General features: G+C 71.3%; 23 protein-coding genes. 15 read left to right on the top strand and 8 right to left on the bottom strand.

Annotated elements, in window-relative coordinates:
• Positions 1–81: 81 nt before the first annotated feature.
• The 4 genes from DEI89_RS09405 (at position 82) to DEI89_RS09390 (ending at position 4,870) form a co-directional block, all read left to right on the top strand.
• A complete protein-coding gene (locus DEI89_RS09405; protein ID WP_110903785.1) occupies positions 82–2,163 on the top strand; it encodes a cytochrome c oxidase assembly protein in 2,082 nt (693 codons plus the stop codon).
• Between the two features lie 32 nt (positions 2,164–2,195).
• Positions 2,196–3,356 carry an alpha-hydroxy-acid oxidizing protein gene (locus DEI89_RS09400; protein WP_110903784.1) on the top strand — a complete coding sequence of 387 codons (1,161 nt, stop codon included), beginning with the start codon at positions 2,196–2,198 and terminating at the stop codon, positions 3,354–3,356.
• Between the two features lie 78 nt (positions 3,357–3,434).
• Positions 3,435–4,037 carry an RNA polymerase sigma factor gene (locus tag DEI89_RS09395; protein ID WP_110903783.1) on the top strand — a complete coding sequence of 201 codons (603 nt, stop codon included), beginning with the start codon at positions 3,435–3,437 and terminating at the stop codon, positions 4,035–4,037.
• Positions 4,034–4,870 carry a hypothetical protein gene (locus tag DEI89_RS09390; protein WP_110903782.1) on the top strand — a complete coding sequence of 279 codons (837 nt, stop codon included), beginning with the start codon at positions 4,034–4,036 and terminating at the stop codon, positions 4,868–4,870. The genes DEI89_RS09395 and DEI89_RS09390 overlap by 4 nt, the downstream gene beginning before the upstream one ends.
• A gap of 145 nt (positions 4,871–5,015) precedes the next feature.
• On the opposite strand, the gene DEI89_RS09385 is transcribed toward DEI89_RS09390, so the two are convergent.
• From DEI89_RS09385 to idi, 5 genes are all read right to left on the bottom strand, one after another.
• On the bottom strand, positions 5,016–6,134 hold the full coding sequence (locus tag DEI89_RS09385) for a sugar-binding protein (protein WP_110903781.1): 1,119 nt from the start codon (positions 6,132–6,134) through the stop codon (positions 5,016–5,018).
• Between the two features lie 104 nt (positions 6,135–6,238).
• Entirely contained in the window at positions 6,239–7,531 is a 1,293-nt protein-coding gene (gene mmsB / locus DEI89_RS09380) for a multiple monosaccharide ABC transporter permease (protein WP_110903780.1), read from the bottom strand.
• Complete coding sequence (gene mmsA, locus DEI89_RS09375; protein ID WP_181421573.1) at positions 7,528–9,051, bottom strand: multiple monosaccharide ABC transporter ATP-binding protein; 1,524 nt, start codon at positions 9,049–9,051, stop codon at positions 7,528–7,530. The genes mmsB and mmsA overlap by 4 nt, the downstream gene beginning before the upstream one ends.
• Positions 9,052–9,410: 359 nt before the next feature.
• Entirely contained in the window at positions 9,411–10,430 is a 1,020-nt protein-coding gene (locus tag DEI89_RS09370; RefSeq protein WP_110903779.1) for a LacI family DNA-binding transcriptional regulator, read from the bottom strand.
• Positions 10,431–10,638: 208 nt separating this feature from the next.
• Positions 10,639–11,181 (bottom strand): isopentenyl-diphosphate Delta-isomerase, encoded by a 543-nt coding sequence (gene idi / locus DEI89_RS09365; RefSeq protein WP_110903778.1) that lies wholly within the window; start codon positions 11,179–11,181, stop codon positions 10,639–10,641.
• 21 nt (positions 11,182–11,202) lie between these two features.
• On the opposite strand from idi, the gene DEI89_RS09360 reads away from it, so the two are divergent.
• From DEI89_RS09360 to DEI89_RS09335, 6 genes are read left to right on the top strand one after another with little or no spacing between them, the layout of a single operon-like run.
• A complete protein-coding gene (locus DEI89_RS09360; protein WP_181421568.1) occupies positions 11,203–12,261 on the top strand; it encodes a polyprenyl synthetase family protein in 1,059 nt (352 codons plus the stop codon).
• Positions 12,258–13,181, top strand: a complete 924-nt coding sequence (locus DEI89_RS09355) for a phytoene/squalene synthase family protein (RefSeq protein ID WP_110903777.1) — start codon at positions 12,258–12,260, stop codon at positions 13,179–13,181. Before DEI89_RS09360 ends, DEI89_RS09355 begins: the two co-directional genes overlap by 4 nt.
• Entirely contained in the window at positions 13,178–14,839 is a 1,662-nt protein-coding gene (gene crtI / locus DEI89_RS09350) for a phytoene desaturase family protein (RefSeq protein WP_110903776.1), read from the top strand. Before DEI89_RS09355 ends, crtI begins: the two co-directional genes overlap by 4 nt.
• Positions 14,839–15,198, top strand: a complete 360-nt coding sequence (locus tag DEI89_RS09345) for a lycopene cyclase domain-containing protein (protein ID WP_110903775.1) — start codon at positions 14,839–14,841, stop codon at positions 15,196–15,198. Before crtI ends, DEI89_RS09345 begins: the two co-directional genes overlap by 1 nt.
• The gene (locus tag DEI89_RS09340; protein ID WP_110903774.1) at positions 15,195–15,638 is read left to right on the top strand and encodes a lycopene cyclase domain-containing protein; all 444 of its coding nucleotides are present in this window, start codon (positions 15,195–15,197) and stop codon (positions 15,636–15,638) included. The genes DEI89_RS09345 and DEI89_RS09340 overlap by 4 nt, the downstream gene beginning before the upstream one ends.
• The gene (locus tag DEI89_RS09335; protein WP_110903773.1) at positions 15,635–16,546 is read left to right on the top strand and encodes a prenyltransferase; all 912 of its coding nucleotides are present in this window, start codon (positions 15,635–15,637) and stop codon (positions 16,544–16,546) included. The genes DEI89_RS09340 and DEI89_RS09335 overlap by 4 nt, the downstream gene beginning before the upstream one ends.
• Positions 16,547–16,827: 281 nt before the next feature.
• On the opposite strand, the gene DEI89_RS09330 is transcribed toward DEI89_RS09335, so the two are convergent.
• Entirely contained in the window at positions 16,828–17,568 is a 741-nt protein-coding gene (locus tag DEI89_RS09330) for an MBL fold metallo-hydrolase (RefSeq protein ID WP_110903772.1), read from the bottom strand.
• Positions 17,569–17,684: 116 nt separating this feature from the next.
• Between DEI89_RS09330 and DEI89_RS09325 the strand changes: the two genes are divergently transcribed.
• From DEI89_RS09325 to DEI89_RS09315, 3 genes are all read left to right on the top strand, one after another.
• The gene (locus DEI89_RS09325; protein WP_146236725.1) at positions 17,685–18,146 is read left to right on the top strand and encodes a hypothetical protein; all 462 of its coding nucleotides are present in this window, start codon (positions 17,685–17,687) and stop codon (positions 18,144–18,146) included.
• A 2-nt stretch (positions 18,147–18,148) separates the two neighbouring features.
• Positions 18,149–19,192, top strand: a complete 1,044-nt coding sequence (locus tag DEI89_RS09320) for a YihY/virulence factor BrkB family protein (protein ID WP_110903770.1) — start codon at positions 18,149–18,151, stop codon at positions 19,190–19,192.
• A gap of 61 nt (positions 19,193–19,253) precedes the next feature.
• Entirely contained in the window at positions 19,254–19,973 is a 720-nt protein-coding gene (locus tag DEI89_RS09315) for an SDR family oxidoreductase (protein ID WP_110903769.1), read from the top strand.
• 68 nt (positions 19,974–20,041) lie between these two features.
• Here DEI89_RS09315 and DEI89_RS09310 read toward each other — a convergent pair whose 3' ends face one another.
• Complete coding sequence (locus tag DEI89_RS09310) at positions 20,042–21,655, bottom strand: ABC-F family ATP-binding cassette domain-containing protein (protein WP_110903768.1); 1,614 nt, start codon at positions 21,653–21,655, stop codon at positions 20,042–20,044.
• A gap of 276 nt (positions 21,656–21,931) precedes the next feature.
• Between DEI89_RS09310 and DEI89_RS09305 the strand changes: the two genes are divergently transcribed.
• Together DEI89_RS09305 and DEI89_RS09300 are read left to right on the top strand one after the other, a co-directional pair.
• Positions 21,932–22,264, top strand: a complete 333-nt coding sequence (locus DEI89_RS09305; protein ID WP_110903826.1) for a DUF3140 domain-containing protein — start codon at positions 21,932–21,934, stop codon at positions 22,262–22,264.
• Between the two features lie 27 nt (positions 22,265–22,291).
• Positions 22,292–22,714 carry a DUF3151 domain-containing protein gene (locus tag DEI89_RS09300; protein ID WP_110903825.1) on the top strand — a complete coding sequence of 141 codons (423 nt, stop codon included), beginning with the start codon at positions 22,292–22,294 and terminating at the stop codon, positions 22,712–22,714.
• A 145-nt stretch (positions 22,715–22,859) separates the two neighbouring features.
• Here the strand turns inward: DEI89_RS09300 and DEI89_RS09295 are convergent, their stop codons facing one another.
• Entirely contained in the window at positions 22,860–25,910 is a 3,051-nt protein-coding gene (locus DEI89_RS09295; RefSeq protein WP_110903767.1) for a glycoside hydrolase family 2 TIM barrel-domain containing protein, read from the bottom strand.
• Positions 25,911–25,994: the final 84 nt, after the last annotated feature.

Genomic DNA, 25,994 nt, shown 5'->3' with positions numbered 1-25,994 from the left:
CGCATCCACATGGTGGGTCCAGAGGGGCGCGCCTACGATGGAGGGTCCGCGGACCGCGGACGGAACCGACCCGAGACAGGTATGGCCGTCACGTCACCCCAGCCCCACCCGGACGCCGCCGATCGCCCGGACGCCGTCACCCGCCCTGGAGGCCCGGCACCGGACCACGCGCCCGTCACCACGCGCACGTCCACCGTCGCGACCGTCCTCGCCATCGCCCTGCCCCTCGCGGTGGCCTGTGCGGTCCTCGGGATGACGATCACGGGCGCGTTCACCGCCGACCAGCAGCTGGAGTCCGCCGGCGACCTGGTGCAGTTCGGCCTGGTCGCCGCCCGCGGCGTGCACGACGGCGTCGCCGCGCTGACGGTCGGTCTGCTCATCGTGGCCGCGTTCGCCCTGCCGGCGCAGAAAGCGGACCACGGGGCGATGTCCTCGGTGCAACACCGGGCAGCGCGCTGGGCCGCGATCGCCGGGTCGGTGTGGTTCCTGGCCGCCGTCGCCGGCATCGTGCTCACCGGCGCGAACACCCTCGGTGTCCCGCTGACGAGCCCGGTCTTCGCCCGCAACTTCCTGCTCTTCGCGTTCCAGGTCGAGATCGGCCAGTCGCTCGTCGTCTCCGCCGCCGCGATCCTCGTGACGACGGTGCTCGCCGCGCTCGCCACCCGGGCGACGACCCTGGCGTTCGCCACCGTCGCCGCGCTCTTCGCCCTGCTGCCCCTCGCCCTGTCCGGGCACGCGGCCGGGTCGCTCGAGCACGCCAACGCGGTGAACTCGCTCGCGGTGCACCTGGTCGGGGTGTGCGTCTGGGCCGGTGGCCTCGTCGCCGTCGTGCTGCTCCGCACCCGCATGAAGGGCGCCACGGGGCGAGTCGTCGCCCGCTACTCGACGCTCGCGGGGTGGGCGTTCGGCGCGGTGGCGTTCTCCGGCATCGTGAACGCGCAACTCCGCCTCACCGGGCCGCTCGACCTGGTCACGACGCCGTACGGGTGGCTCATCACGACCAAGGCCACGATCCTGGTCCTGCTCGGCGTCGCTGGCGTCGTGCAGCGCCGGAAGCTCGTGCCGGGCCTGCTCCGGGCACCCACCGACCGACGCCTGTTCGTCCGGTTCGCGCTCGCCGAGATCGTCTTCATGGCCGTCGCGATCGGCGTCTCGGTCGCGGTGTCCCGCAGTCAGCCGCCGATCCCGCAGACGCCGGAGACCGGGGCGGACACCCGCTCGGGCCTCATCGGCTACCCGTACCCGCCGGCCCAGACCATGCAGACCTACCTGTCGCACTGGCACATCGACTGGATGTGGCTCGCGCTCGCCCTCGTCGGTGCCGCCTGGTACCTGTGGAGCGTCCGGAAGCTCCGGCAGCGCGGTGACTCGTGGCCGGTCGGTCGGACCATCGCCTGGCTCATCGGCTGCGCGGTCTTCATCTGGACGACCTCCGGCGGCCCGGCCGTCTACGGCATGATCCACTTCTCGTCGCACATGGTCCAGCACATGCTGCTCATGATGTTCGTGCCGCTGCCGCTGGTCCTCGGCGGTCCGGTGCTGTTGGCGCTCCGCACCCTGCCCGTCCGGAACGACGGTTCCCGAGGTGCCCGCGAGTGGCTGATGCTGTTCGTGCACTCGCGCTGGATGCAGTTCCTCGGCAAGCCCGCCGTCGCCGGCGTCATCTTCGCCGGGTCGCTCGTGGTGTTCTACTTCACACCGGCGTTCGAGTACTCGATGCAGTCCCACGAGTGGCACGTCGTGATGATCGTGCACTTCGTGTTCAGCGGGTACCTGTTCTTCTGGGTGTTCGTGGGCATCGACCCGGGACCGCAGCGCCCCCAGTACCCGATCCTCATCATCGCGCTGCTCGCGACGCTGGCGTTCCACGCGTTCTTCGGTGTGGCCGTGATGACCTCGCAGTCGGTGTACGCGATCGACTGGTTCCACGCGCTCGGGCAGACGAACGACCGCGCGCTGCTCGACGACCAGCACGTCGGCGGTGGCATCGCCTGGGGCGCGTCCGAGCTGCCGATGGTCTTCGTGGCGCTGCTCGTCGTGCGGAACTGGGTGCGCTCCGACGAGCGCATCGCCAAGCGCAAGGACCGACAGGCCGAGCGCGACGGGGACGCCGAGCTCAAGGCGTACAACGAGCGTCTGTCCGCCATGCAGCGCCGGGACTGAGGCGAGGTTCCCGAGCGGAGCATGATGGTCGCGTGACCTTCGGCGACTACCAGAACCAGATCCACCTCCGCGGCCTGCAGGGCGTCGTGTCCCGGTTCCCGGTCGCGGCCGCGGACCTCGAGGCCGCCGCGGCGGCAGCGATGGCACCTTCGGTGTGGACCTACGTCGCCAGCGGCGCGGGCGACGAACGCACACAGCGTGCCAACGTCGCCGCGTTCGAGCGCCGCGGCATCGTGCCGCGCATGCTCGTGGGTGCGTCCGACCGGGACCTCTCGGTCGACCTGTTCGGGATGCACCTGCCCTCGCCGCTCTTCCTCGCTCCCGTGGGCGTGCTGGGGGTCGCGGCGCAGGACGGCCACGGCGACCTCGCGACGGCCCGCGCCTCCGCCCGCACCGGCGTGCCGATGGTCGCGTCGACCCTGTCGGAGGACCCGCTCGAAGCCGTCCGGGAGGCTCAGGGCGACACCCCGGGCATGTTCCAGCTCTACACACCCACTGACCGCGACCTCGCGGCGAACCTGGTGCGGCGGGCCGAGGACGCGGGCTACGCCGCCGTCGTGGTGACGCTCGACACCTGGGTCACGGGCTGGCGCCCCCGCGACCTGCAGACCGCGAACTTCCCGCAGCTGCGGGGTGCCGCGCTCGCCAACTACCTCAGCGACCCGGCCTTCCTCGCCGGCGTCCCCGTCCCCACGGACCCGCGGTCGGTCATCGAGCACTGGACCCGGGTCTTCGGCAACCCGCTGCGGTGGGAGGACCTCGCCTGGCTGCGCGGGCTCACCGACCTGCCCCTCGTCCTCAAGGGCATCTGCGCCGCCGACGACGCGCGGCGGGCGGTCGACGCCGGGGTCGACGGCGTGTACGTGTCGAACCACGGCGGACGTCAGGCGAACGGGGTGCCGGCGATCGACCTCCTGCCCGAGGTGGTCGCCGCCGTCGGTGACGATGCTCCGGTGTTGTTCGACTCGGGCGTCCGGTCCGGTACCGACGTGGTGACGGCACTCGCCCTGGGAGCGACGGCCGTCGGGCTCGGGCGTCCGTACGTGCACGGGCTCGCCCTCGGCGGGACCGACGGCGTCGAGCACGTCGTGCGCTCGGTCCTGGCCGAGGCGGACCTGCTCATGGCGGTCAACGGGTTCTCGGACCTCGCCGCCCTGCGGACGGCCGACGTCCGGAGCATCCCGGCCTGGTGACGGTCGGCGAGCGACGGTCGGCGGTGAGGATCGGGTGGTCGGGTGGAACCATCCGGGTGCTGCCGGACACTCCAGGACATGAGAACCGGAAGCGGCGACGACGCCGAGGACTGGGCGGCAGCGGGCCGCGGTGACGGCGAGGCCTACGGCCGCGTCTTCGACCGCCACCGTGACCGCGTGCACCGGCACGCCCTCCGGCTGGTGCCGCCCGAGGTGGACGTCGACGACGTCGTCGCGGTCGTGTTCCTCGAGGCGTGGCGTCGTCGGCGGAGCGCACGGCTCGTCGACGGCGACCTGCTGCCGTGGCTGCTCGTCACCGCGACGAACGTCGCGCGCAACGCCACCCGCGCGACGATGCGGTACCGGCGACTGCTCGCGACGCTGCCACCCGCCGATCACGCTCCCGACCCCGCCGACCGGCACGACGACGGTGCCGCGGTCGCCGCGTTCCGGACGCTCTCGGCGGCCGATCAGCAGGTCCTCGCGCTCTGTGTCATCGCCGGGCACCGTGAGGCCGAGGCGGCCGAGGTGCTCGGCGTGCCGATCGGGACCGTGAAGTCCCGTCTCTCCCGAGCCCGGAAGCGCCTCGGTGCGCAGTTCGCCGAGCAGACAGCAGTGCCGGCCGCTCCGCCGACCGCACCCACCACGACCGCACCGTCCACCACCGGAGGAGCACGATGACCGAGACGACCCGAGACCGCGCCCTCCGTGCCCTGCTCGTCGACCGCGTGGACCGGTCCGTGCGACGACGACGCTGGCTCGTCCCCACGATCGGCATCGGTGCGTTCGTCGTCGCCGGGTCGCTCACCGCCGGTGCCCTCGTCAGCACCGGGCTGCTGCAGCAGTCGCTCACCACGGAGGACGCGTCCGCCCTCGTCGCCACCGGGGCCGCCGGGGACGTGATGCTGCTGGGGTCGCCTGTGGTCCGTGTCGCCGACGGCCCGACGACACTGACGTTGCCCGGGCGGCCCTCCGGAGCGCGTGCCGTCGCCATCGGCCTGCAGTGCGCGCCGGACGGCACCGCCGCCGTCACCGTCGGGACGAGCAGCGACGACCGCGGTGACCCGGCCACGGCGGACTGCGGGACCTCGGTCACCGTGCCCGTCCGATCGGCAGCGGGGGACCGGCCGACCGTCCGGGTCGACCACGACGGCGGACCGATGACCGTCTGGGCTGCGTGGGCCCGTCCCGATCCGGTCCCTGGGCCGTCGCCCGAACAGCGGGACGCGCTCGAGGACGGCGTCGTCACCCGCTCGGAGTACGTCGCGGCGGTCGACCGGTACGTCGGCTGCATGCGTGCGTCCGGGCATCCGGTGAGCCTCGGTACCGCGCAGCCCGTGCTCTTCTCGCTCGCGATCACGTCCGACGCCGAGCACGCCGACGCCCGCTGCGCTGCGGCCGAGCTCACCGAGGTGGACTCGACGTGGCAGGCCGAGCACCTGCAGGCGGTGTCCGACGACACGGTCGGGGCGGCGACCTACGACCCGGCCGCCGATCCCCGCTACGCCGTGTAGGCGGGGGCACGCGCGCGGTGGACGGCACCGGCCTGGAGGCGCGGGGCGGGCCTCCAGGCCGGGTCACCACAGGGGAGCTCGCCGGGGACGACGGAAGGGCCCCGCCGCTGACGCGACGGGGCCCTTCCTGCTGTGCCGGGGAGACTCAGCCCTTCTTGGCGAGTGCCTCGAGCGTGTCGTCGTTGGCGTACGCCTCGACCGCGTTGTCCTTGGTGACGAGGACCGGGGTCAGCTCGACGGTCGGGACGATCTTCTTGCCGTTGTCGTTGTTCTTGTCCTTCACGGTCTCCGGCTTCTTGCCGGCGGCCAGGTCGGACACCAGGTCGATCGCGGCCTGGGCCTCGTCGGTGGTGTTCTTGTAGATGGTCGAGTACTGCGTGCCCTGCATGATGAGCGGGATCGACGCGGTCTCGGAGTCCTGACCGGTGACGACGGGGTTCTCCTTGCCGGCGGCCTTGGTCGCGGTGAGGATCGCACGGGCGAGCGTGTCGTTCGGCGAGAGGACGCCGTCGAGCTCGGTGTCACCCGTGTAGTACTGCGCCAGGAGGTCCGTCATGCGCGACTGGGCCTTCTGCGCGAGCCAGCCCTGCGTGTTCACCTTGGCGAACGTGGTCTGACCCGAGGTGACCTTCAGCGTGCCGTCGTCGATCTTCGGCTGGAGGACGTCCATGGCACCGTTGAAGAACACGGTGGCGTTGGCGTCGTCAGCGGAACCGGCGAAGAGCTCGACGTTGTAGGGCTTGTCGCCCTTCTTCTCCTCGAGACCCTTCAGGAGCGCCTGTGCCTGGAGCTGGCCGACCTTGAAGTTGTTGAACGCGACGTAGTAGTCGACGTTCTCGGTGTTCAGGATGTTGCGGTCCCAGGCGATGACGGTCGCACCAGCGGCCTTGGCGGCCTTCACCTGCGAGCCGAGCTGCGAACCGTCGGCCGCACCGATGATGACGGCCTTGGCACCCTTGGTGACCATGCCCGAGATCTGCGACTGCTGGTCCGGCACGGGGCTGCCGGCGTTCGCGTACTGGATGTCGGCCTTGAATCCGGCCTTCTCGATCGACTTCTTGAACGCGGCGCCCGCGAGGACCCAGTTCTGCGAGGTCTTGGCGGGGAGGGCGACACCGATGAGGTCGCCCTTCTTGATGGTCGAGCTGGAGCCGGAGCCCGAACCCGAGCCGGAGCCGTCCGTGTTGCCACGGGCCGAGCAGCCGCTGAGGGCGAGGCCCGCGATGAGCGCCAGGCTGACGCCGGCGACGATCTTCTTGCGCATGTGATTGCTTTCTCTTCGTTGAGGAGTTGGGGCCGGAGCCCCGCTGTGGTGGATGGGTCGTACCGGGTCCCGGCGGTCGGTCGCCCGACCGCCGGGGTCCCGAGCTAGGGGAGGTTGACCTTGTCTGGCTGGTCCGCGATCGATCGCGGCTGCTCCGCGGCGATCGTGTTGGCTTCGGTGTCCTTCCGCTGGAACTGTCGCATCATGCCGCCGATCAGGGACGGACGGCCCTGCGACTTCGAGTAGACGTCGAAGGCGACGGCGACGAGCAGGACCAGACCGCGGATGATCTGCACCTTGTTCGACTCGAGGCCCATGAGCTGCAGGCCGTTGGACAGCAGCGCCATCACGAGACCACCGATGATCGAGCCGGAGATCGTGCCGACACCACCGGCGACGGCGGCGCCACCGACGAACACCGCGGCGATCGCGTCGAGCTCCCAGCCGGTGCCGTCCGCGGGGCCCGAGGCGCCCGAGTAGCCGACGAACACCATGCCGGCGATCGCGGCGAGGACCGACATGTTCATCATGACGAAGAAGTTGACCTTCCTCGCAGAGACACCGGACAGGACCGCGGCGTTGGCGTTGCCACCGACGGCGTAGACCTGGCGACCGAAGATGGTGTTCTTCGTGACGAAGCCGTAGATGATCGTCAGCACGCCGAGGATGATCGCGACGACCGGGACCGAGGTACCGACCGGACCGGCGGCGAACAGGTAGGTGGCGAAGACGGTGACGGCGACCAGGACGCCGGTGCGGACGATCGAGACCCACAGCGGCGGGACCTCGGCCTGCATCTTCTTGCGGCGGGCACGGCCGCGGGCCTCGATGATGATCAGGGCGACGATGGTCGCGAGCCCGATGAGCAGGGTGCCGTTGCTGAACCCGAAGTCCGGACCGAAGTCACCGAGGAACCCGGCGCCGATCGGCGTGTAGGCGTCCGGGACGGGGACCGAGGTGGACGAACCGATGATCTGGTTCGCGCCGCGGAAGATGAGCTGGCCGGCGAGCGTCACGATGAAGGCCGGGACCTTCACGAACGCGACCCAGAAGCCCTGCCAGGCACCGATGAGCGCACCGACGGCGAGGCCGAGGATGATCGCGGCCCAGACCGGGAAGTGCCAGACCGACATGGACTGCGCCACGACGATGCCGACGACCGCCGCGACCGAACCGACCGACAGGTCGATGTGGCCGGCGATGATCACCATGACCATCCCCAGCGCCAGGATCAGGATGTAGGAGTACTGCAGGAACAGGTTGATCACGTTCGTGGGCTCGAGGATGAGCCCGTTCGTCGTGATCGAGAAGAAGATCAGGATCGCGATGAGCGCGATGATCATGCCGTACTGGCCGATGGAGTTGCCCTTGCCGAAGAGCAGCTTCAGGTTGTTCATGAGACGGTGGCGCCCTTCCGCGCGGACGTCATGCTGCGCATGAGCGTTTCTGGATCGGCCTGGTCGGCCGGGAGGTCAGCAGTGATCTGCCCCTCGAAGATGGTGTAGATGCGGTCGGAGAGACCGAGGAGCTCCGGGAGCTCGGACGAGATGAGGATGATGCCCTTCCCCTCGGCCGCGAGCTGCTGGATGATCCCGTAGATCTCGAACTTCGCGCCGACGTCGATGCCGCGGGTGGGCTCGTCGAGGATCAGCAGGTCGGGGTCGGTGAACATCCACTTCGACAGGACGACCTTCTGCTGGTTCCCACCGGAGAGCTTGCCGACGTTGTCCTCGACGCTCGGCACCTTGGTGCGGAGGAGCTTCCGGTACTTCTCGGCGACCGAGTACTCCTCGAGGGAGTCGACGACGCCGCCCTTGGCGATCTTCTTGAGGTCCGCCGCGACCGTCGAGCGCTTCACGGTGTCGAGCAGGTTCAGCCCGAGGGCCTTGCGGTCCTCCGACACGTAGCCGAGGCCGTTGTTGATCGCCTGCTGGACGTTGGTGACCTTGATCTCCTGGCCGTCCTTGATGATCTGCCCGTCGAGCCAGGTGCCGTAGGAGCGACCGAACAGGCTCATCGCCAACTCGGTGCGCCCGGCACCCATCAAGCCGGCGAAGCCGACGATCTCACCCCGGCGGACGTGGAAGTTCGATCCCTTGCAGACCAGGCGCGACGAGTCGATCGGGTGCTGCACGGTCCAGTTGCGGACCTCGAAGAAGGTCTCGCCGATCTTCGGGGTGCGGTCCGGGAAGCGGGACTCGAGCGAGCGGCCGACCATGCCGCGGATGATGCGGTCCTCGTTGACGCCGTCCGCCTTGACGTTGAGCGTCTCGATGGTCTTGCCGTCGCGGATGATCGTGATCTCGTCGGCGATCTGCTCGATCTCGTTGAGCTTGTGGCTGATGATGATGCTCGAGATGCCCTTGGCCTTCAACCCGACGATGAGGTCGAGGAGGTGCTGGGAGTCGTTCTCGTTCAGCGCGGCGGTCGGCTCGTCGAGGATGAGGAGCTTGACGTCCTTGTGGAGGGCCTTGGCGATCTCGACCAGCTGCTGCTTGCCGACGCCGATGTTCTTGATCTGCGTGTCCGGGTCGTCGGACAGGCCGACGCGGGCGAGCAGGTCCTGCGCGCGGAGCTGCGCGGCGGTCCAGTCGATGCGACCGAAGCGGCCCGGCTCGTTGCCGAGGAACAGGTTCTCCGTGATGGAGAGCTCCGGGATCAGCGCCAGCTCCTGGTGGATGATGACGATGCCGGCCTGCTCGGACTGCTTGATGTTCGAGAAGCGGACTTCCTCGCCCTCGTAGACGATCTCGCCCTCGTACGTGCCGTACGGGTACACGCCCGACAGCACCTTCATCAGCGTGGACTTGCCAGCGCCGTTCTCGCCGCAGATCGCGTGGATCTCGCCGGCTCGGACGCTCAGCGAGACGTCGGAGAGCGCCTTCACACCAGGGAACTCCTTGGTGATGGAACGCATCTCGAGGATCGTCTCGGGAGCGGTGATCGAACGGGTCTCGAGCCCGCTCTCGATCGGGTCGTGACCCTGTGGGGTTGACGCCACGGTGCATCTCCTTCTGCCGCTGCGATGCGGCAGTCCTTCGGTGGAACAGCTGCGGCATCCGAAGGGCACGAGGGTGCGTGCGGACTTCGTTGTCGCGTCCGGGTGATCCTCGTGTGACAGCCGATGTGAACGGTCACATCGAGGAACGGAGGCAATGTTACGCACACGCCCGGCCTGGGTGTCAATTCGGATTGGTCGCGTTTCGGTAACGCCACGCCTGACGTCCGCGCAGGACGGACCGTCTGCCCCTCGGGCTGGGGACAACCGACAGTCGATCAGCGACGGCGGGGGGCCGACGTCGACCCGCGGACCACGAGCTGCGGCACGATGTCGATCGGTCGCAGCTGCTCGTCGCCGCTCGGCAGCAGGATGTCCACGCTCCGCCGTCCGAGTTCCTCGAAGTCCACCTGCACGGTCGTCAAGGGCGGCCAGAAGTGCTTCGCTTCCGGGATGTCGTCGTAGCCGACGACCGACAGGTCACCGGGGACGTCGAGCCCGTACGAGCGCGCGGCGTGCATGACGCCCAGTGCCATCGCGTCGTTCGAGCAAAACACTGCCGTGCAGTCCCGCCACCGCAGCAGCTCCCGCCCGGCCTGGTAGCCGAAGTCCACCGTCCAGTCCCCGAGGATCGGTGGCTGCACCGGCATGTCCCGGTCCGACATCTCGCGGAGGAAGCCCTGCATCCGGGCGTCTGCCTCGATCCAGTCCTGGGGCCCCGCGATGTGCCGGACGTACTCGTGGCCCAGGTCGAGCAGGTGGGCCGTCGCCAGGCGTGCGCCCTCCATCTGGTCGACCCAGAGCGCCGTCGGGTCCTCACCGACGCTCGAGCGCATCGTCACGTACGGGGTACGGACGCCGAGCTCCTCGATGAGGTCGAACACCCGCTGCTGGGGGGCGATGACGACGATCCCCTCGACGTCCTGGTCGAGCAGGTGTCCGAGTCCGTCGCGGACCGCCTCGTCGGTCGGCACCGCGATGTTCGCCGTCGTCACCGAGTACCCGCGGAGGACCGCGGCGTCCTCGATCGCCTGCAGGGTGATGGTCGGCCCGTAGTGCGACCGTTGCGCCGTCAGGACGCCGATGGTCCTGGTCTTGCTCGTCACCAGTGCGCGCGCGGCCCGGTTCGGCCGGTACTGCAGTTCCTCCATCGCCGCGAGCACCCGGTCACGGGTCTCGGCCCGGATCGCGTCCGAGTTGTTGAGGACCCGGGAGACGGTCTGGTGCGAGACGCCCGCGACCCGCGCGACGTCACGGATGCTGGGGGACCGCGGCTGCTGTGCCCGCGTGGTCGCCATTGCTGCTCTCTCCCGCCCGGGGCCGCGGCACGCCCATGTGCACGTTCACATCCCGAGCCAGATCATTATGCACGGCTCCCGGGTCCGCGCCACCCGAGCGGGCGACGAGGGTGGACGCGACGGGAGCCCCGAGGCGGCATCGCCGTGGACGTCACCTTGCGTCGTCCGGGCGCGTCGGGTCGCAGACGACCCGTCGGTCAGCGGTGTTTCAGCGCTGCGCGCCGAGGGCGTCGAGCGGGAGCTCCGCCAGCTGCCACCCGAGCCACGGGCTGAAGGCGAAGGGCGCGGCGGTCACGGCCTGGCGGAGGTCCTGCTCCGACAGCCACACCCACTCGGCGACCTCGTCGTCAGCGGGCTGCGGGTCGCCGTCGGCCACGGCGCGGAACACCGGGCAGACCTCGTTCTCCACGATCCCGGACGCGTCCACCGCGCGGTAGCGGAAGTCCGGCAGCACCAGGTCGACACTGTGCAGCGTCATGCCGAGTTCGCGTTCGGCGCGACGGGCGATCGCGTCCTCGAAGGACTCGTCCGGGCCGGGGTGCCCGCAGAACGAGTTCGTCCACACGCCGGGCCACGTCTTCTTCACGAGGGCGCGACGGGTCACGAGGAGGTCGCCGGCGGCGTTCTGCACGTGGCAGCTGAAGGCGAGGTGGAGGGGCGTCTGGTCTGTGTGCACCGTGAACTTGTCCGCCGTGCCGATCGGGGTACGGTCATCGGCCAGCAGGACAACGGTTTCCGGGAAAAGGCTCATCTGCCTCGATAGATTAGGCCAATGACCGAGGAAGCGGCCACCGTGGCGCACATCGACCTCGCGCTGGTGGATGAGTGCCTGGAGCGCTTCTTCACGGTGTCGAGCGCCCGGGCCCAGGTTTTCGGCCGACCGTCCGAAGAACTCTGGCGCGTCCTGCGCAGGGCGAGCATGGGCGGCAAACGGTTCCGGCCACGCATGGTCCTGACCTCGTACACGGCGCTCGGCGGGCAGGACGTGCACGCCGCGTCGCAGGTCGCTGCGGCGTACGAACTGCTGCACACCGCCCTCGTCGTCCACGACGACGTCATCGACCGGGACTGGTCCCGCCGTGGGCGTCCGAACGTCGCCGGGTCCTTCCGCGACGACGCGACGACCGGGGGGCTGCCGCTGCCGACGGCCGAACACCGGGGGACGAGCGCCGCCGTGATCGCCGGGGACCTGGCGCTCGCCGCCGCCCCCCGCTTCATCGAGGCCAGCGGGGTCACCGGCGACCGTCGTTCGCGCCTGCTCGACCTGTTCGACGACGCCGTGTTCGCCAGCGCCGCCGGCGAGATGGCGGACGTGGACCTCGCGCTCGGCGTGATGCCCACCGTGGAAGAGGTCCTGCAGATGGAGCGCGCGAAGACGAGTGTCTACAGCTTCGAGGCACCGCTGCAGTCCGGTGCGGTCCTGGCCGGTGCGCCGGAGCCCGTCGTCGCCTCGCTCGGCGCCTTCGGCCGGGAGATCGGCATCGCCTACCAGATCGTCGACGACCTGCTCGGGGTCTTCGGCAACGAGGGATCGACGGGGAAGACCGCCATCGGGGACCTCCGCGAGGGCAAGCGCACGATGCTCATCGCGTACGCCGCGACCACCGAGTGCTGGCCCGACCTGGCGCCGTACCTCGGCGACCCGGACCTGACCGAGGAACGTGCTGCGGGCCTCCGGGGCCTGCTCGTCGAGTGCGGTGCACGTGACGCGGCCCTCGACCGCATCCGTGACCACACCGCGCTGGCACGTGCGGAGCTCGCCGGCCTGCCCTGCGAGCTCGGCGCCGGACTCGAGGGGCTCGTCACCGAACTCGTGGAGCGCGTCCGGTGAGCTCGAGCACCACCGGTCACCGCCTCCCGCTCTACGACGCCACCGCCGAGGCCGCCTCGAGCGTCGTCATCAGCCGGTACTCCACGTCGTTCGGGCTCGCCAGCCGCCTGCTCACGAAGGACACCCGCGAGCACATCCGCAACGTCTACGCCCTGGTCCGGGTCGCGGACGAGGTCGTCGACGGCCCCGCGACCGAGGCCGGCCTGGACCCCGCGCTCGCCCGGATCGTGCTCGACGAGCTCGAGCAGGACACCGACCGCGCCATGGCGTTCGGCTTCTCGGTGAACCCCGTCGTGCACGCCTTCGCCCGGACCGCCCGCACCGTCGGGTTCGGCAGCGAACTGACGGCGCCGTTCTTCGCGTCGATGCGGATGGACCTCGAGCAGACCGAGCACGACCAGGCCTCCTTCGACGCCTACGTGTACGGCTCCGCCGAGGTCGTCGGCCTGATGTGCCTCCGCGCCTTCGTGTACCGCGCCGGGCGCCCGATCTTCGACGACGCCGTCCTCGTCGACGGCGCGCGTGCCCTCGGTGCCGCCTTCCAGAAGGTGAACTTCCTCCGCGACCTGCACGCCGACTTCGAGGTCCTCGGCCGCTCGTACTTCCCGGGCGTCGACGTGCGCACCTTCGACGAGGCGACGAAGGGCCGGCTCGTCGCCGACGTCCAGTCGGACCTCGACCGGGCCGCCGTCACCGTCCCGCTGCTGCCGCGGGACGCTCGCCCCGCGGTCGCCCTCGCACACGCACTGTTCCAGGAGCTCAACGACCGGATCGCCGCCACCCCGGCGGACCGGCTCGTCACCTCCCGGGTCCGGGTCCCGAACCCCGTGAAGGCACGGCTCGTCGCGCGTGTCCTCAGCCGACGCGGCGCACTGCCCGCGCGCACCGTCACCACCCCACAGACTGGAGGCTCGTCGTGAGCCCGACCCGTGCCTCCCGTCCGACCGGCGCCCCGACCACTGCCGCACCGTCCGCCACCCGCACCGTCCCGGTCCGCCGTGCCGTCCTGATCGGTGGCGGCATCAGCGGTCTGGCGGCCGCCGCCCTGCTCGCCCGGGACGGCTTCGCCGTCACCGTCCTCGAGCAGCGCACCCAGCTCGGTGGTCGTGCCGGCACGTGGGAGCAGGACGGCTTCCGGTTCGACACCGGACCCAGCTGGTACCTCATGCCCGAGGTGTTCGACCACTTCTTCCGGCTGCTCGGAACCAGCGCCGACGAGCAGCTGGACCTCGACGTCCTCGACCCCGGTTACCGGGTGTACACCGAGGGCCGCGACGAGCCGATCGACCTGCGGTCCTCGCGCGAGGCCAACATCGCCCTGTTCGAGTCCATCGAGCCCGGTGCTGGCGCGAAGATGGCGAAGTACCTCGACTCCGCCGCCGACACGTACGACATGGCGGTCCGTCGGTTCCTGTACGGCACCTTCCAGGACCTCACGAAGCTCGCCGCCCCCGACGTCCTCAAGCGGATGGGCAAGCTCGCGCGACTGCTGCTCCAGCCGCTGTCGTCGTTCGCGTCGACCGCGGTCGAGGACCACCGCCTGTGGCAGGTCCTCGGCTACCCGGCGGTCTTCCTCGGCACCAGCCCGTACCAGGCGCCGAGCATGTACCACCTGATGAGCCACCTGGACCTGGCCGACGGGGTGCTCTACCCGAAGGGCGGCATCACGCAGGTCATCGCCGCCGTCGAGCGGGTCGCGCTCGCCGAGGGGGCGACGATCACGACCGGTGCGACCGTGACCCGGATCGTCGTCGAGGGCGGGCACGCCACCGGTGTCGCCTGGCGTGACCAGGACGGCACGGAGCACGTCGAGCACGCCGACCTGGTCGTGAGCGCCGCGGACCTCCGGCACACGGAGATGGAACTCCTCGAGCAGGAACACCGCACGCACGACGCCGCGCACTGGGCGAAGCGCGACCCCGGCCCCTCCGCGGTGCTCGTGTACCTCGGCATCGACGGCCCGGTCCCCGGACTGCTGCACCACACGCTGGTGTTCACCGAGGACTGGAAGGAGAACTTCGGCGCCATCTTCGGCAAGGACCGGCACGTGCCGGACCCCGCGTCGATCTACGTCTGCGCGCCGTCGCTCACCGACGACTCGGTCGCACCGGAGGGGCAGAGCAACCTGTTCGTCCTCGTCCCGCTGCCGGCCGACGTCTCGATCGGCAAGGGCGGCCTCGACGGAGCGGGAGACGCCCAGGTCGAGGCGATCGCGGACCGCGCCATCGACGTCATCGCCGAGCGGTCCGGTGTTCCGGACCTGAGTGACCGGATCCGCGTCCGCCGGACCATCGGCCCGCAGGACTTCGCCGACGACCTCAACGCCTGGAACGGGTCGATGCTCGGCCCGGCGCACACCCTGACGCAGAGCGCCTTCTTCCGCGAGAAGAACGCCTCCACGAAGGTCGACGGGCTCTACTACGTCGGCGCCTCGACGATCCCGGGCATCGGACTGCCGATGTGCCTGATCAGTGCCGAGGTCCTGCTCAAGCGGATCCACGGCGACACCTCGACCGAGCCGCTGCCGACCCCGCTGCCGCGGTCCGTCGACGCGCCGCCGGTACGGACGACGGACTGATGCCCGGGCTGTACCTCGCCGGACTGCTGATCTCGATCGCCGGCATCGCGGTGCTCGACGCCCGGTACCGGCTGTTCTTCTGGCGTGCCCCGGTGCGCGCCGCCGCCGTGATGCTCATCGGGCTGGTGTTCTTCATGGTCTGGGACGTCGTGGGCGTGCACCTCGGCATCTTCTTCATCGGCACGAACGGGCTGCTCACCGGGGTGCTCCTGGCGCCGGACGTGCCGCTCGAGGAGCTGTTCTTCCTGGTGCTGCTCTGCTGGACGACGATGGACCTGTTCGGTGCCCTCCGCCCGGTGTTCGCGCGGCTCAGCGCTCGGCGCTCCACGGACGCGGGCCACGACGGGGGCCGGGCATGACCGGGTCCGGCACGTACGCGCTGCTCGCGGTGCCGTTCCTCGGCGTCGCCGTGCTGGTCGCGGTCCTCGCCGGCATCGTGTCGGCACGTCGCCGACGAGCGGCACGTCCGGAGGCTGCCGCCCGTGGCCGTCGCACCACCGTGCTCACCGGGGTCGTCGCCGGCGTCGCGCTGCTCGTGATGACGTGCGTGTTCAACAACGTGATCGTCGGGCTCGGCATCGTCGCCTACGACCCGGCGCTCGTCCTCGGGGCGCGCATCGGCCTGTTCCCCGTCGAGGACCTGGCGTACTCGATCGGCGCGGTCCTGCTGCTGCCGAGCTCCTGGGTGCTGCTCGACGGGCTGGGAACCGACCGGAGCCGGCGACCGGACGCGGTCTCCGGACCGGTACGGTCAGAGCGCCCGACCCAGCCGTCCCGCGCAGCGGAGGAGACCCCATGACCGTGAGCCGAGCCTCCAGGCCGTCGACGCTCCGTGCCCTGTTCGTGTCCTCGCGACCGATCAGCTGGGTGAACACCGCCTACCCGTTCGCCGCCGCCCACCTGCTCGGCAGCGGGGTCGGCGTCGAGGGGGGTGGCGGGTTCTCGCTGCTGGCGTTCCTCGTCGGCGTCGTGTACTTCCTCGTGCCCTACAACCTGGCGATGTACGGCATCAACGACGTCTTCGACTACGAGTCCGACCTGCGCAACCCGCGCAAGGGCGGCGTCGAGGGGGCGCTGCTCGACCGGAGCGTGCACCGGGCCACGCTCTGGGCCGTGGTCGTCACGAACGTGCCCTTCCTGCTCGTCCTCGTGCTGCTCGGCGGGCCGTGGTCGTGGCTCGTCCTCGCGATCAGCGTCTTCGCGGTCATCGCCTACTCGGCACCGGGGCTGCGCTTCAAGGAGAAGCCGTTCCTGGACTCCCTGACCTCGTCGACGCACTTCGTGTCCCCGGCCGTCTACGGGCTCGCGCTCGCCGGCGGCCAGTGGACCGGGCAGCTCGTCGCCGTGTGCGTGGCGTTCTTCCTGTGGGGCATCGCCTCGCACGCGTTCGGCGCCGTGCAGGACGTGCTCGCCGACCGGGCCGGCGGGATCGGGTCCGTGGCGACCGTGATCGGTGCCCGGGCGACGGTCCGTCTGGCGTTCGTGGCGTACCTCGTCGCGGGTGTGGCGCTGCTGTTCTCGGCGTTCCCGGGGCCGATCGCCGCGGTCGTCGTCGTGCCGTACGCGCTCAACGTGCTGCCGTGGTGGAACGTCACGGACGCCGGGGCCGAGGCGGCGAACGCGGGCTGGAAGCGCTTCCTCTGGATCAACTACCTGGCGGGCTTCATCGTGACGATGGCCCTGATCGGCTTCGCCTTCACGCACTGAGCGGGGCGGGGTGGGCCGGGGCGGCCGCCCTGCCGGTGCGGTCCCGCGGGGCCGGCCCCGCGCCTCCCGGTCCCGCGCTCCCGCGTGCCGTCGGCGTGCGCGTCCGAGATGTCGCAACTCGCCGCGCGTACTCCCCCGAGGTGCCGGGATCGCGGCACCTCGGGCGTCGAGATGCCGCGATTTCGGAACCTCGGCGACGGACCGGGCGCCCGACCGAGCGCCCGACCGGGGGACCTCGGGCGCCGGACCTGGGCGACCGACCGGGCGACGGACCGGGCGCGTCAGGCCGCGCCGGCCGCCCGCCGCGCCTGGGCGACCGCGGCTCGCACCCCCCGCGACCACGACGGGCCGTGCCCGGGCAGGACGTGCTGCGCCTCGGTGTCGACGAGCAGGTCGAGGGACGCCACAGCGGTCGCCATGTCCGCCGTCGCCGCGGGCGCCACGACCCGCGGGCCGATCCCGCCGGTGTACGGGTCGAAGGTGACCAGCGCGTCGCCGGCGATCACCGCGTCCCGGTCCGCGAAGTGCAGCGCCACGTGCCCGTCGGTGTGGCCGGGCGTCTCGATGATCCACGGGTTCCCGGGGACGTCCGCACGGGACTCCAGGGTCTCGACCTCGTCGATGCCGTCGACGGTCGCGGCGCCGGCCAGCAGCATCCGGCTGAGCGGTCGGAGGCCGCCGGGGTGCGCGACGACGAACCCGAACCGGTTCTGCTGCGGCCGGTACGAGTACGGGTGCGCTGCGAGGTCACGGTCGCCCGGGTGCACGTACACGGGGGTGCCCCACTCGCGGTGCATCCTCGCCGCCGTCCCGACGTGGTCGAAGTGCCCGTGCGTGAGCAGCAGCGCCTCGACCCGGTCGGGGGAGTAGCCGAGGTCGTGGACGGCGAGCAGCAGGTGCGGCCAGACGGCGGGCAGCCCGGCGTCGACGACGAGCAGTCGGTCCCCGGTCTCGACCAGGTAGGTGTTGGTGTGTGCGAGCTCGAGGCGGTGGATGCCCTCGGCGACGTCCCGGAACAGCATGCGGCGGACGCTAGGCCGACACCCCTGGGTGTGCGTCCGGCTCCGGATCGCCCACTGCACGTCCGCGGACCGCACGCCAGCGCGTGCACTCACCGCGGAGCGTGTACTCAGGGAATATGCCCAACGACTCCATGCCCGAGCTCGAGCTCCGGAACGTACGGACCCGGGAGCGCATCGTCGACACGGTGACGCGGATCCGGCAGAAGTCCGACGTCCCCGCGCGCACCCGCCTCGCCCTCGCGAAGACCCGGCAGCGCTGGCACCGTGACCCGACGCCGCTCGTCGCCGTCGCCCTGACCGCCGCAGCCGGTGTCGCCACGATCATCGTCGGTGCCCGCATCCGGAACGAGCCCGCCGGGCGGCTCTCCGCTCTCCGGGAGCCCGCCCCCGTCCCGGTGTTCAAGCCGGTCAAGGTCCGCAAGGACGGACAGTCGAAGGGCGTCCCGGTGTTCACGCGGAAGGACCCGACGGGCAACCCCGTGTACCAGGAACGCCAGGCCGCCGAGAAGCGTCGGAAGAAGGACGCCAAGCGGAACAAGAAGGTCCTCAAGCGGATCACGAAGGCAGCGAAGGGCTGATCATGGCGAAGGAAGCACAGAAGCCGGCGGCGGACGACCCCCGGAAGCCGGACTCCCCGACCGACCTGAAGAAGCCCACGGTCGTCTACACACTGAAGAAGACCCTGCGGGAGTTCACCAGCGACCAGTGCACCGACCTGGCCGCGAGCCTGACGTACTACTCCGTGCTGGCGCTCTTCCCCGGGCTGTTGGCGGTCGTGTCGATCCTCGGCCTCATCGGTCAGGCCGACACCACGATCAAGACGCTGCTCGACATCATCGGCAACATCGGGTCGCAGGACGTCGTGAAGCTGATCAGGGGACCGGTCGAGAACCTGGTCCGTTCGCCCGCAGCGCCGGTGACGTTCATCGTCGGTATCCTCGGTGCGCTCTGGTCGGCCTCCGGCTACGTCGGCGCGTTCGGCCGCGCGATGAACCGCATCTACAACGTCCGCGAGGGACGTCCGATCTGGAAGCTCCGCCCGACGATGCTCGGCGTCACGGTGACGACGGTCGTCCTCCTCGTGATCGGCCTCCTCGCCCTCGTGTCCGGGCCGCTCGCCCGCAGCTTCGGCGACGTCATCGGCCTCGGCGACGCTGCCGCCCTGGTGTTGTCGATCGTGCAGTGGCCGATCCTGCTCGTCATCGCGGTCGTCATCATCGCGGTGCTCTACTACTGGTCGCCGAACGTCAAGCAGCCGAAGTTCACCTGGGTCAGCGGGGGGTCGATCATCGCGCTGCTCATCTGGATCATCGCGAGCGTCGGGTTCGGCTTCTACGTCGGGAACTTCTCGAACTACAACGCCACGTACGGCTCACTGGGTGGAGTCATCGTCTTCCTGCTCTGGATCTGGATCACGAACAACGCGCTGCTCTTCGGCGCCGAGTTCGACGCCGAGATCGAGCGCGGCCGCGAGCTCCAGGCGGGCATCAAGGCGGAGGAGGACATCCAGCTCCCCGAGCGCGACACCCGCCAGACCGAGAAGCAGGACGAGAAGCGCGCCGAGGACGTCCTGCAGGGCATCCGCATCCGGCAGAGCGCCGGCGAGACCAAGGACGACGACTGAGCAGTCTCCGGACACGCCACCCGGACGGGAGGCCCGGTACCGGTTCCGTAGGCTGGCCTGCGTGACCGACACCGAGCCTCCCGTCCCCGTCTCCAGCCCCGCCAACGACCGTCCGGTCGCTCTCGTCACCGGAGCGACCCGCGGCATCGGCCGCGCGGTCGCGGCCGACCTGGGCCGGACGCACCACGTGCTCGTCGGCGGACGCGACGCCGACGCAGTCGCCGCCGTCGTCGCGGAGCTGCCGAGTGCGGAGCCCTTCGTCGGTGACCTGGGCGCCGGGGACCTGCCGGCCGTGCCGAGCTGGATCGACGTCCTCGTGCACTCGGCCGGCGTCGAACAGGGCACCCGCATCGCGGACACCCCGCGGGACACGTGGGAGGCCGTCTTCGCCACCAACGTCTTCGCGGTCGCCGAGCTCACCCGGGTGGCGCTGCCGGGCCTCCGGGCGGCGCGGGGCATCGTCGTGTCGATCAACAGCGGCTCCGGGTTCACCGCCGGTGCCGGGGGCGGCGTGTACGCGGCCTCGAAGTTCGCGCTCCGGGCCTTCACCGACGCGCTGCGTGAAGAGGAGCGGGCGAACGGCGTGCGGGTGTCGAGCGTGCACCCGGGCCGTACCGACTCGGACATGCAGCGAGCCCTCACCGAGAAGCTCGGCGAGGACTACGACACCGACTACTACCTCGCGCCGTCCGACGTCGCGGACGCGGTCCGCACCGTCGTCGACCTGCCGGAGCGCGGCACGGTCGAGGTGCTCTCGATCCGGCCGTCCCGGCGGCGCTGACGGCGGACCGGTCCCGACGCCCGAGCCCGACGCCGTACGCCGACGCCCGGCGCTGGCCGCCGGTGTCGTCAGCGCAGGTGCACCCGTCCGTCCAGGTCCAGCCGGTCGAGGAACGTGTCGTCGTGGCTCACGACCACCAGCGCACCCCGGTACGCCCGGAGGGCCGTCACCAGCTGGTCGACGCTCGCCATGTCGAGGTCGTTCGTCGGCTCGTCGAGCACCAGCAGCTGCGGCGGCGGGTCGGCGAGCACGAGGCCGGCCAGCGCCACCCGGAACCGCTCCCCGCCGGACAGCGTTCCGGCGGGCCGGTCGACCGTGTCGCCCCGGACGAGCAGCCGCGCGAGCCGGTTCCGCAGTTCGGCTGGTGCGATGTCCGGGGCGACCCGACGGACGTTCTCGAGGACGGTCGCATCGTCGTCGAGGCTGTCCTTCCGCTGCGGCAGGTAGCCGATCCGGTCGGTGTGCGGCACGGCCGTCGTCTCCGGCAGAAGGTGCCGCCGCGCTCCGGGCAGTCCGACGAGGTGTTCGAGCAGGGTCGTCTTGCCCACGCCGTTGTCGCCGACGACGGCGATGCGCTCCGGCCCCTGCACGACGATCGTCCGGCCGCGCACCGTGACGGTCGCGATCCGGCGGGACGCGGCCACCCCGGGGTCGGGCAGCTCGACGTGCAGGTGCTCGTCGTCACGGACCCGCCGGCCGGCCTCCCGCACGATCGCCAGCGCTGCCGCTTCGGCCGACGTGTGCCCGGAGCGCAGCCGACCTGCCGTCGCCTCGGCGCGCTTCCGCCGCTCGTTCGCCACGATCTTCGGCATCGACGACGCCGAGGCCGCGCCTGCCTTCGCCCGTCGCGCGATCGTCGTCTCGGCCTCGATGCGCTGACGCTTCTCGGCACGGTGCCGCTGTTCGGCGACCCGGACCTCGCGCTCGACCGCGGCCTGCTGCACGGCGAGGTGCTCCTCGAACGCCGAGTACGTCCCGCCGAACACGGTCAGCACACCGTCGCGGAGCTCGACGACCTCGTCGACGTGCTCGAGCAGTTCCCGGTCGTGGCTCACCACGACGAGGGTCCCGCGCCACCGGTCCACCATGTCGAGGAGCGTGGCACGTGCTCGGCGGTCGAGGTTGTTCGTCGGCTCGTCGAGGAACGCGATCGGCCGACCGCGGAGCCGGATGCCCGCCACCGCCACGAGCACGGCCTGGCCGCCGGACAGTGTGCCGACTGGCCGGTCCAGGTCCGCCGGGCCGAGGTCGAGTGCGGCGAGGGCGACCCCGGCGCGCTCCTCGACGTCCCAGGCGTCACCGACCACGTCGAAGAGCTCCGGGGTGGCGTCCCCGGCGAGGACGGCCCGGAGCGCCCTGACCTGCGGGCCGACCCCGAGCACGTCGGCGACCGTGCGCGGGGAGGCGGGACGGGCCTCCAGGCCTCCATCAGCAGTGCGCGACCCGATGTCAGCGAGTCGTTGCGGCAGGTGGTCCACCGGGCCGGTCGTCGTGACGGTGCCCGACGTGGGGGCGAGCTGACCCGTGACCAGCCGGACGAGGGTCGACTTGCCGGCACCGTTCCTCCCGACCAGGGCGGTGCGACCGCGGCCGAAGGCGGCGGTGAGGTGGTCGAGCGCGACGGAGCCGTCGGGCCAGGTGAACGAGACGTCGTGCAGGACGACGGACGGGCTGATGGGCATGGCGATGCCTCCGGTGGTCGTGCGGGCGCACGACACCGTCAGCCGCGGAGGCGGCAGACCCGCGGAGAGGCGAGCGAGGTCACGGTGTCAGCGCAGGGACAGCGGCTGCTGCGGCGCAGTGCCGGTGGTCTCGCGCAATGCCGGATCCGTTCCCGTCGGGAGGCCCCGTGGCCGCCACCCGTGCCGTCGGTCGGTCGTCCCGCACCGGGGCCCCGCGTGACGACGGGGTACGACTCACCGTACGACCGCGCAGTCGCGCCGCGCAAGATGTCCGACATGGCTGACGACGAGAAGCAGACCCGGGACGACTTCGCCGACGCGGTGAACATGACCGCCTCGCAGCTGCAGGACTGGCTGGACTCCGACGAGTCGAAGGAGGTCGGCCAGAAGAAGGACGGTGCCTCCGAGTCGACCGGGCACGAGTCCGGGCGGCACATCGTGCGGATCCTCCGCAAGAAGCAGGGCGAGTACACCGACGACGACTACGCGCACATGCGGAAGGTCGTCGGGTACGTGGCGCGGCACATGGAGCAGCGGCCCTCCGGCGACGTCGAGGACACCCGGTGGCGGTACTCGCTCATGAACTGGGGACACGACCCGCTGAAGTGACCGGGCGGCTCAAGTAGCGTGGCGGGCATGCCGGACAACCTGCTCCCGAACCCCTCGACCAACCCCGAGACGCTGCTGGCCGCCGAGCCCGAGGTGGACGCGGCCCTGGCGGCGGGCGCTCCCGTCGCCTCGGTGGTGGTGTCCTCCCCGGCGTCGAGCCTGGCGTGGGCGATGCTCGCCGACGAGGCATGGGCACGCGGCGCGACCGTCGAGTCCTACGCGTACGCCCGGGTCGGGTACCACCGCGGCCTCGACGCCCTGCGGAAGGCCGGGTGGCGGGGAGCCGGGCCGGTGCCGTGGTCGCACGAGCCGAACCGTGGCGTGCTCCGGAGCCTGTTCGCGCTGCGCCGAGCGGCCGAGGCGATCGAAGAGCCGGGCGAGGCTGAGCGGCTGACGCAGTTCCTCGACGGCGCCGACCCGACGGCCGCCGGGGCGATCGCGCGCGGCTGACGCCGCACCGCGCCGCGCTGGCGCTGCGGCTGGGCGCAACAGGAACCCGTCCGAACCGGGGGATCCCCTGGTTCGGACGGGTTCCTGTTGTGCGGCGCCAGCCGGCACCGGGTGCCGTTGGCGCCAACGGCCCCGGCGCCCCCCGCTACGCCAGCAGGACGCTCCAGCTTCGCGCGCTCGGCCAGAGCTGGTGCTCCGGCAGCACGTCCAGCCCGCACGCCCGACTCCCCAGCCCGTGCTGCGCGTCGTCGAGGTACAGGTACAGCGCGTCCGGCACCGGCAACTCGTGCGGGTGCCCGGCACGCCCGACCTGCTGCGCGGTCCACGGCGTCAGGGTGAACCCGGCGCGGTGCCCCGATGCGGGATCCGGCAGGGTCGTCACGGTGATCGGCCCCACGCTCAGCGTCCGGAGTTCCGGCCGGTGCCCGCTCTCCTGCGGCATCGAGTAGCGCGTGGTCATCGCCGACACCGGGGCCTGGAACCGCCCGACCCGTGCCGCGTGCGAGGAGTCCGCGTACGACTCGTCCGGCCCGGTCCCGAACCACGAGGCCGTCTCGGACAGCAGCGCGGCGGGCAGGTCGATGCGCACGCCGATCCGCGGCCAGGTGACGTCCCAGCCGCCGAACGGCACGGCGTCCGTCCGGAGCAGCAGTCCGGCGTCGGTCAGGGTCCACCGGTGCGTGACCTCGACGCCGGCCCCGCTGTTCGCGGCCGCGACCCGGACCCGCTGCACCAGGCCGTCGTCGGTCCGCGTCACGGACACCAGCCGGTGGGTCAGACGGTCGAGACCTCGGGCCTCCCACCGAGACGCCGACGAGGGTGCCGTCGGGTCACCGACGCCGAGGGTCAGCACCGGATCCGCAGTCTCGTACCCGCCCTGGGAGGCACCACGGTCGTTGTCCGTCGGCGCGCGCCACAGCTCGAGCCGCGGGCCGGACACGTCATGGCCCCTGAACGTCGCGAGGTCACCGCGTGCCGTGAAGGTCGCCTCCCCGAGACGGTCGCCGTCCCAACCTGGACTGGAGGCCCGTGGCACCGCCGCCGGTCGGCTCGCCACGAGCGTCTGGGTGCGTGCCACCACGTGCCCGGTGTCCGCCCAGGCGGTCGGACCGGCGAGCTCCGCGACGACGTCGAGCCACAGCTCGTCGCCCGGCGCGAGGGAGTCCGCATCGGCCCGGGCTGCCGCCAGCACCTCGTCGGGTACCGGCACCGTGGCGGACTGCCGCACCGCGACGATCCCGGGGGCGAGCCGCCCGGACGCCTCGACGACGCCGTTCCGCGAGAGGGTCCAGCAGAACCGCAGCCCCGCGGTGGAGGCCGAGTGGTACCGGTTCTCGACCAGCACCGTGGTGTCCGAGACGGACAGGCGGACCGGCGCGACGACCGCCGCGAACTCGGCCAGCCCCGGGGTGGGGGTGTCGTCCGGCAGCACCAGGCCGTCCATCACGAAGTTCCCGTCGTGGACGACCTCGTGGAAGTCGCCTCCGTAGGCGTGGTAGGGCGTGCCGTCGTCCGTGTGCGCCAGCAGTCCGTGGTCCCGCCACTCCCACACGAAGCCGCCGTGCAGGCGTGGGTAGCGGTCGACCAGGGCCTCGTACTCGGCTATCTGCCCGGGGCCGTTGCCCATCGCGTGCACGTACTCGCAGTGGATGAACGGCTTCGACCGCTGTCGTGCGGCCTCGGCGGGACCGCACCCGAGCAGGGGGGTGGCCGGACCGCCGCCGATCGACTCGGTCTCCTGCAGCGTCGGGTACATCCGGGAGTAGACGTCGGTGTACTCGCCCGAGTAGTCGCCCTCGTAGTGGACCGGACGCTCGGGGTCGCGGGAGTGCACCCACTGCGCCATCGCGGCGAGGTTCCGTCCGGTGCCGGACTCGTTGCCGAGCGACCACATCACGATCGACGGATGGTTCTTGTCGCGCTCGACGGTGCGGGCGATGCGGTCGAGGTAGGCGTCCTCCCACGCCGGGTCGTCGGACGGGTTGCCGAGCCACCCCTGGAACTCGAAGCCGTGCGTCTCGAGGTCGCACTCCAGGACCACCCAGAAGCCGAGCTCGTCGGCCAGGTCGAGCACCCGCGGGTGCGGCGGGTAGTGCGAGGTGCGGATCGCGTTGACGTTGCTCCGCTTCATGAGCGCCATGTCGGCGCGGGCGTGGGTCTCGTCGAACACCCGGCCGCGGACGGGGTGCGTCTCGTGACGGTTCACGCCGTGGAACACGACGCGCTCGCCGTTGACCAGGAAACGGTCGCCCACGATCTGCACGCTCCGGAAGCCCAGGCGCAGCGACACGGTCTCCCCATCGAGGGAGTCGCCGACAGCGCCGCCGCCCCCCGACGTCAGCGTCGCGTCGTACAGCCGCGGGAGTTCGGCGCTCCACGGTTCGACGCCTTCGACGGTGATCGGGGCGACGTCGTCGGCGCTGGCCCAGGTCACGTCCACGCCGAGTTCGGCTACGGCGAAGCGCACCGGGAACACGGCGTCGATCGTCGGCACCGAGATCGTGCCCGTCCCGGTCGACGGCCGACCGGACGCAGCCGTCCCGGCGGACACCACGTCCCCGGGTGCCGCGGTCCAGCCGGCGCGCACGAACACGTCGTCGATCGGGGCGGTGGGTCGTGCCAGCAGGGTGACGTCGCGGAAGATGCCGGGCAGCCACCACTGGTCCTGGTCCTCCAGGTACGAGGCCGCCGACCACTGGTGCACCCGGACCCGGATCTCGTTCGACCCCGGGCGGAGCAGCGACGTCACGTCGAACTCGGTGGCGAGCCGGGACCCGGTCGACCACCCGACGACGGTGCCGTTCAACCACACCCGGTAGTGCGACTCCACCCCGTCGAAGCGGAGCAGCACGCGCGCTGCCCCGTCGAAGGAGTCCGGCAGGGTGAACGTCCGGCGGTGGTCACCGGTCGGGTTCTCGTCCGGCGGGTGCGGCGGGTCGACCGGGAACGGGTACTGCACGTTCGTGTAGCTCGGCGCACCGTGACCGTGCAGCACCCAGTGCGACGGCACCGGGAGCGACCCCCACCCGTCGGGGTCCTCGAACCCCGGGGCGTCGGCCACCGGTGACCACCGGAAGTCCCAGTCGCCGTTCAACGACAGGGACGGCGCGTCGGTGTGCAACGAGGCACGCGGTGCCCGTCGCGACGTCGAGCCGGGGGTGGTCGAGTGCAGGTCGTCGAGTGCGGCAGAGGTCAACCTCGACCAGTCCTTCCGTGAGGCCCCGCACCGGTGCACGGGGGGTGGCGCGGCCGGGCCTGCGGGGGCACGCCGTCGTGCAGT

This window comes from Curtobacterium sp. MCBD17_030, from assembly GCF_003224255.1.
GTDB lineage: Bacteria > Actinomycetota > Actinomycetes > Actinomycetales > Microbacteriaceae > Curtobacterium.
This window is presented reverse-complemented; position numbering and strand designations above follow the sequence as displayed.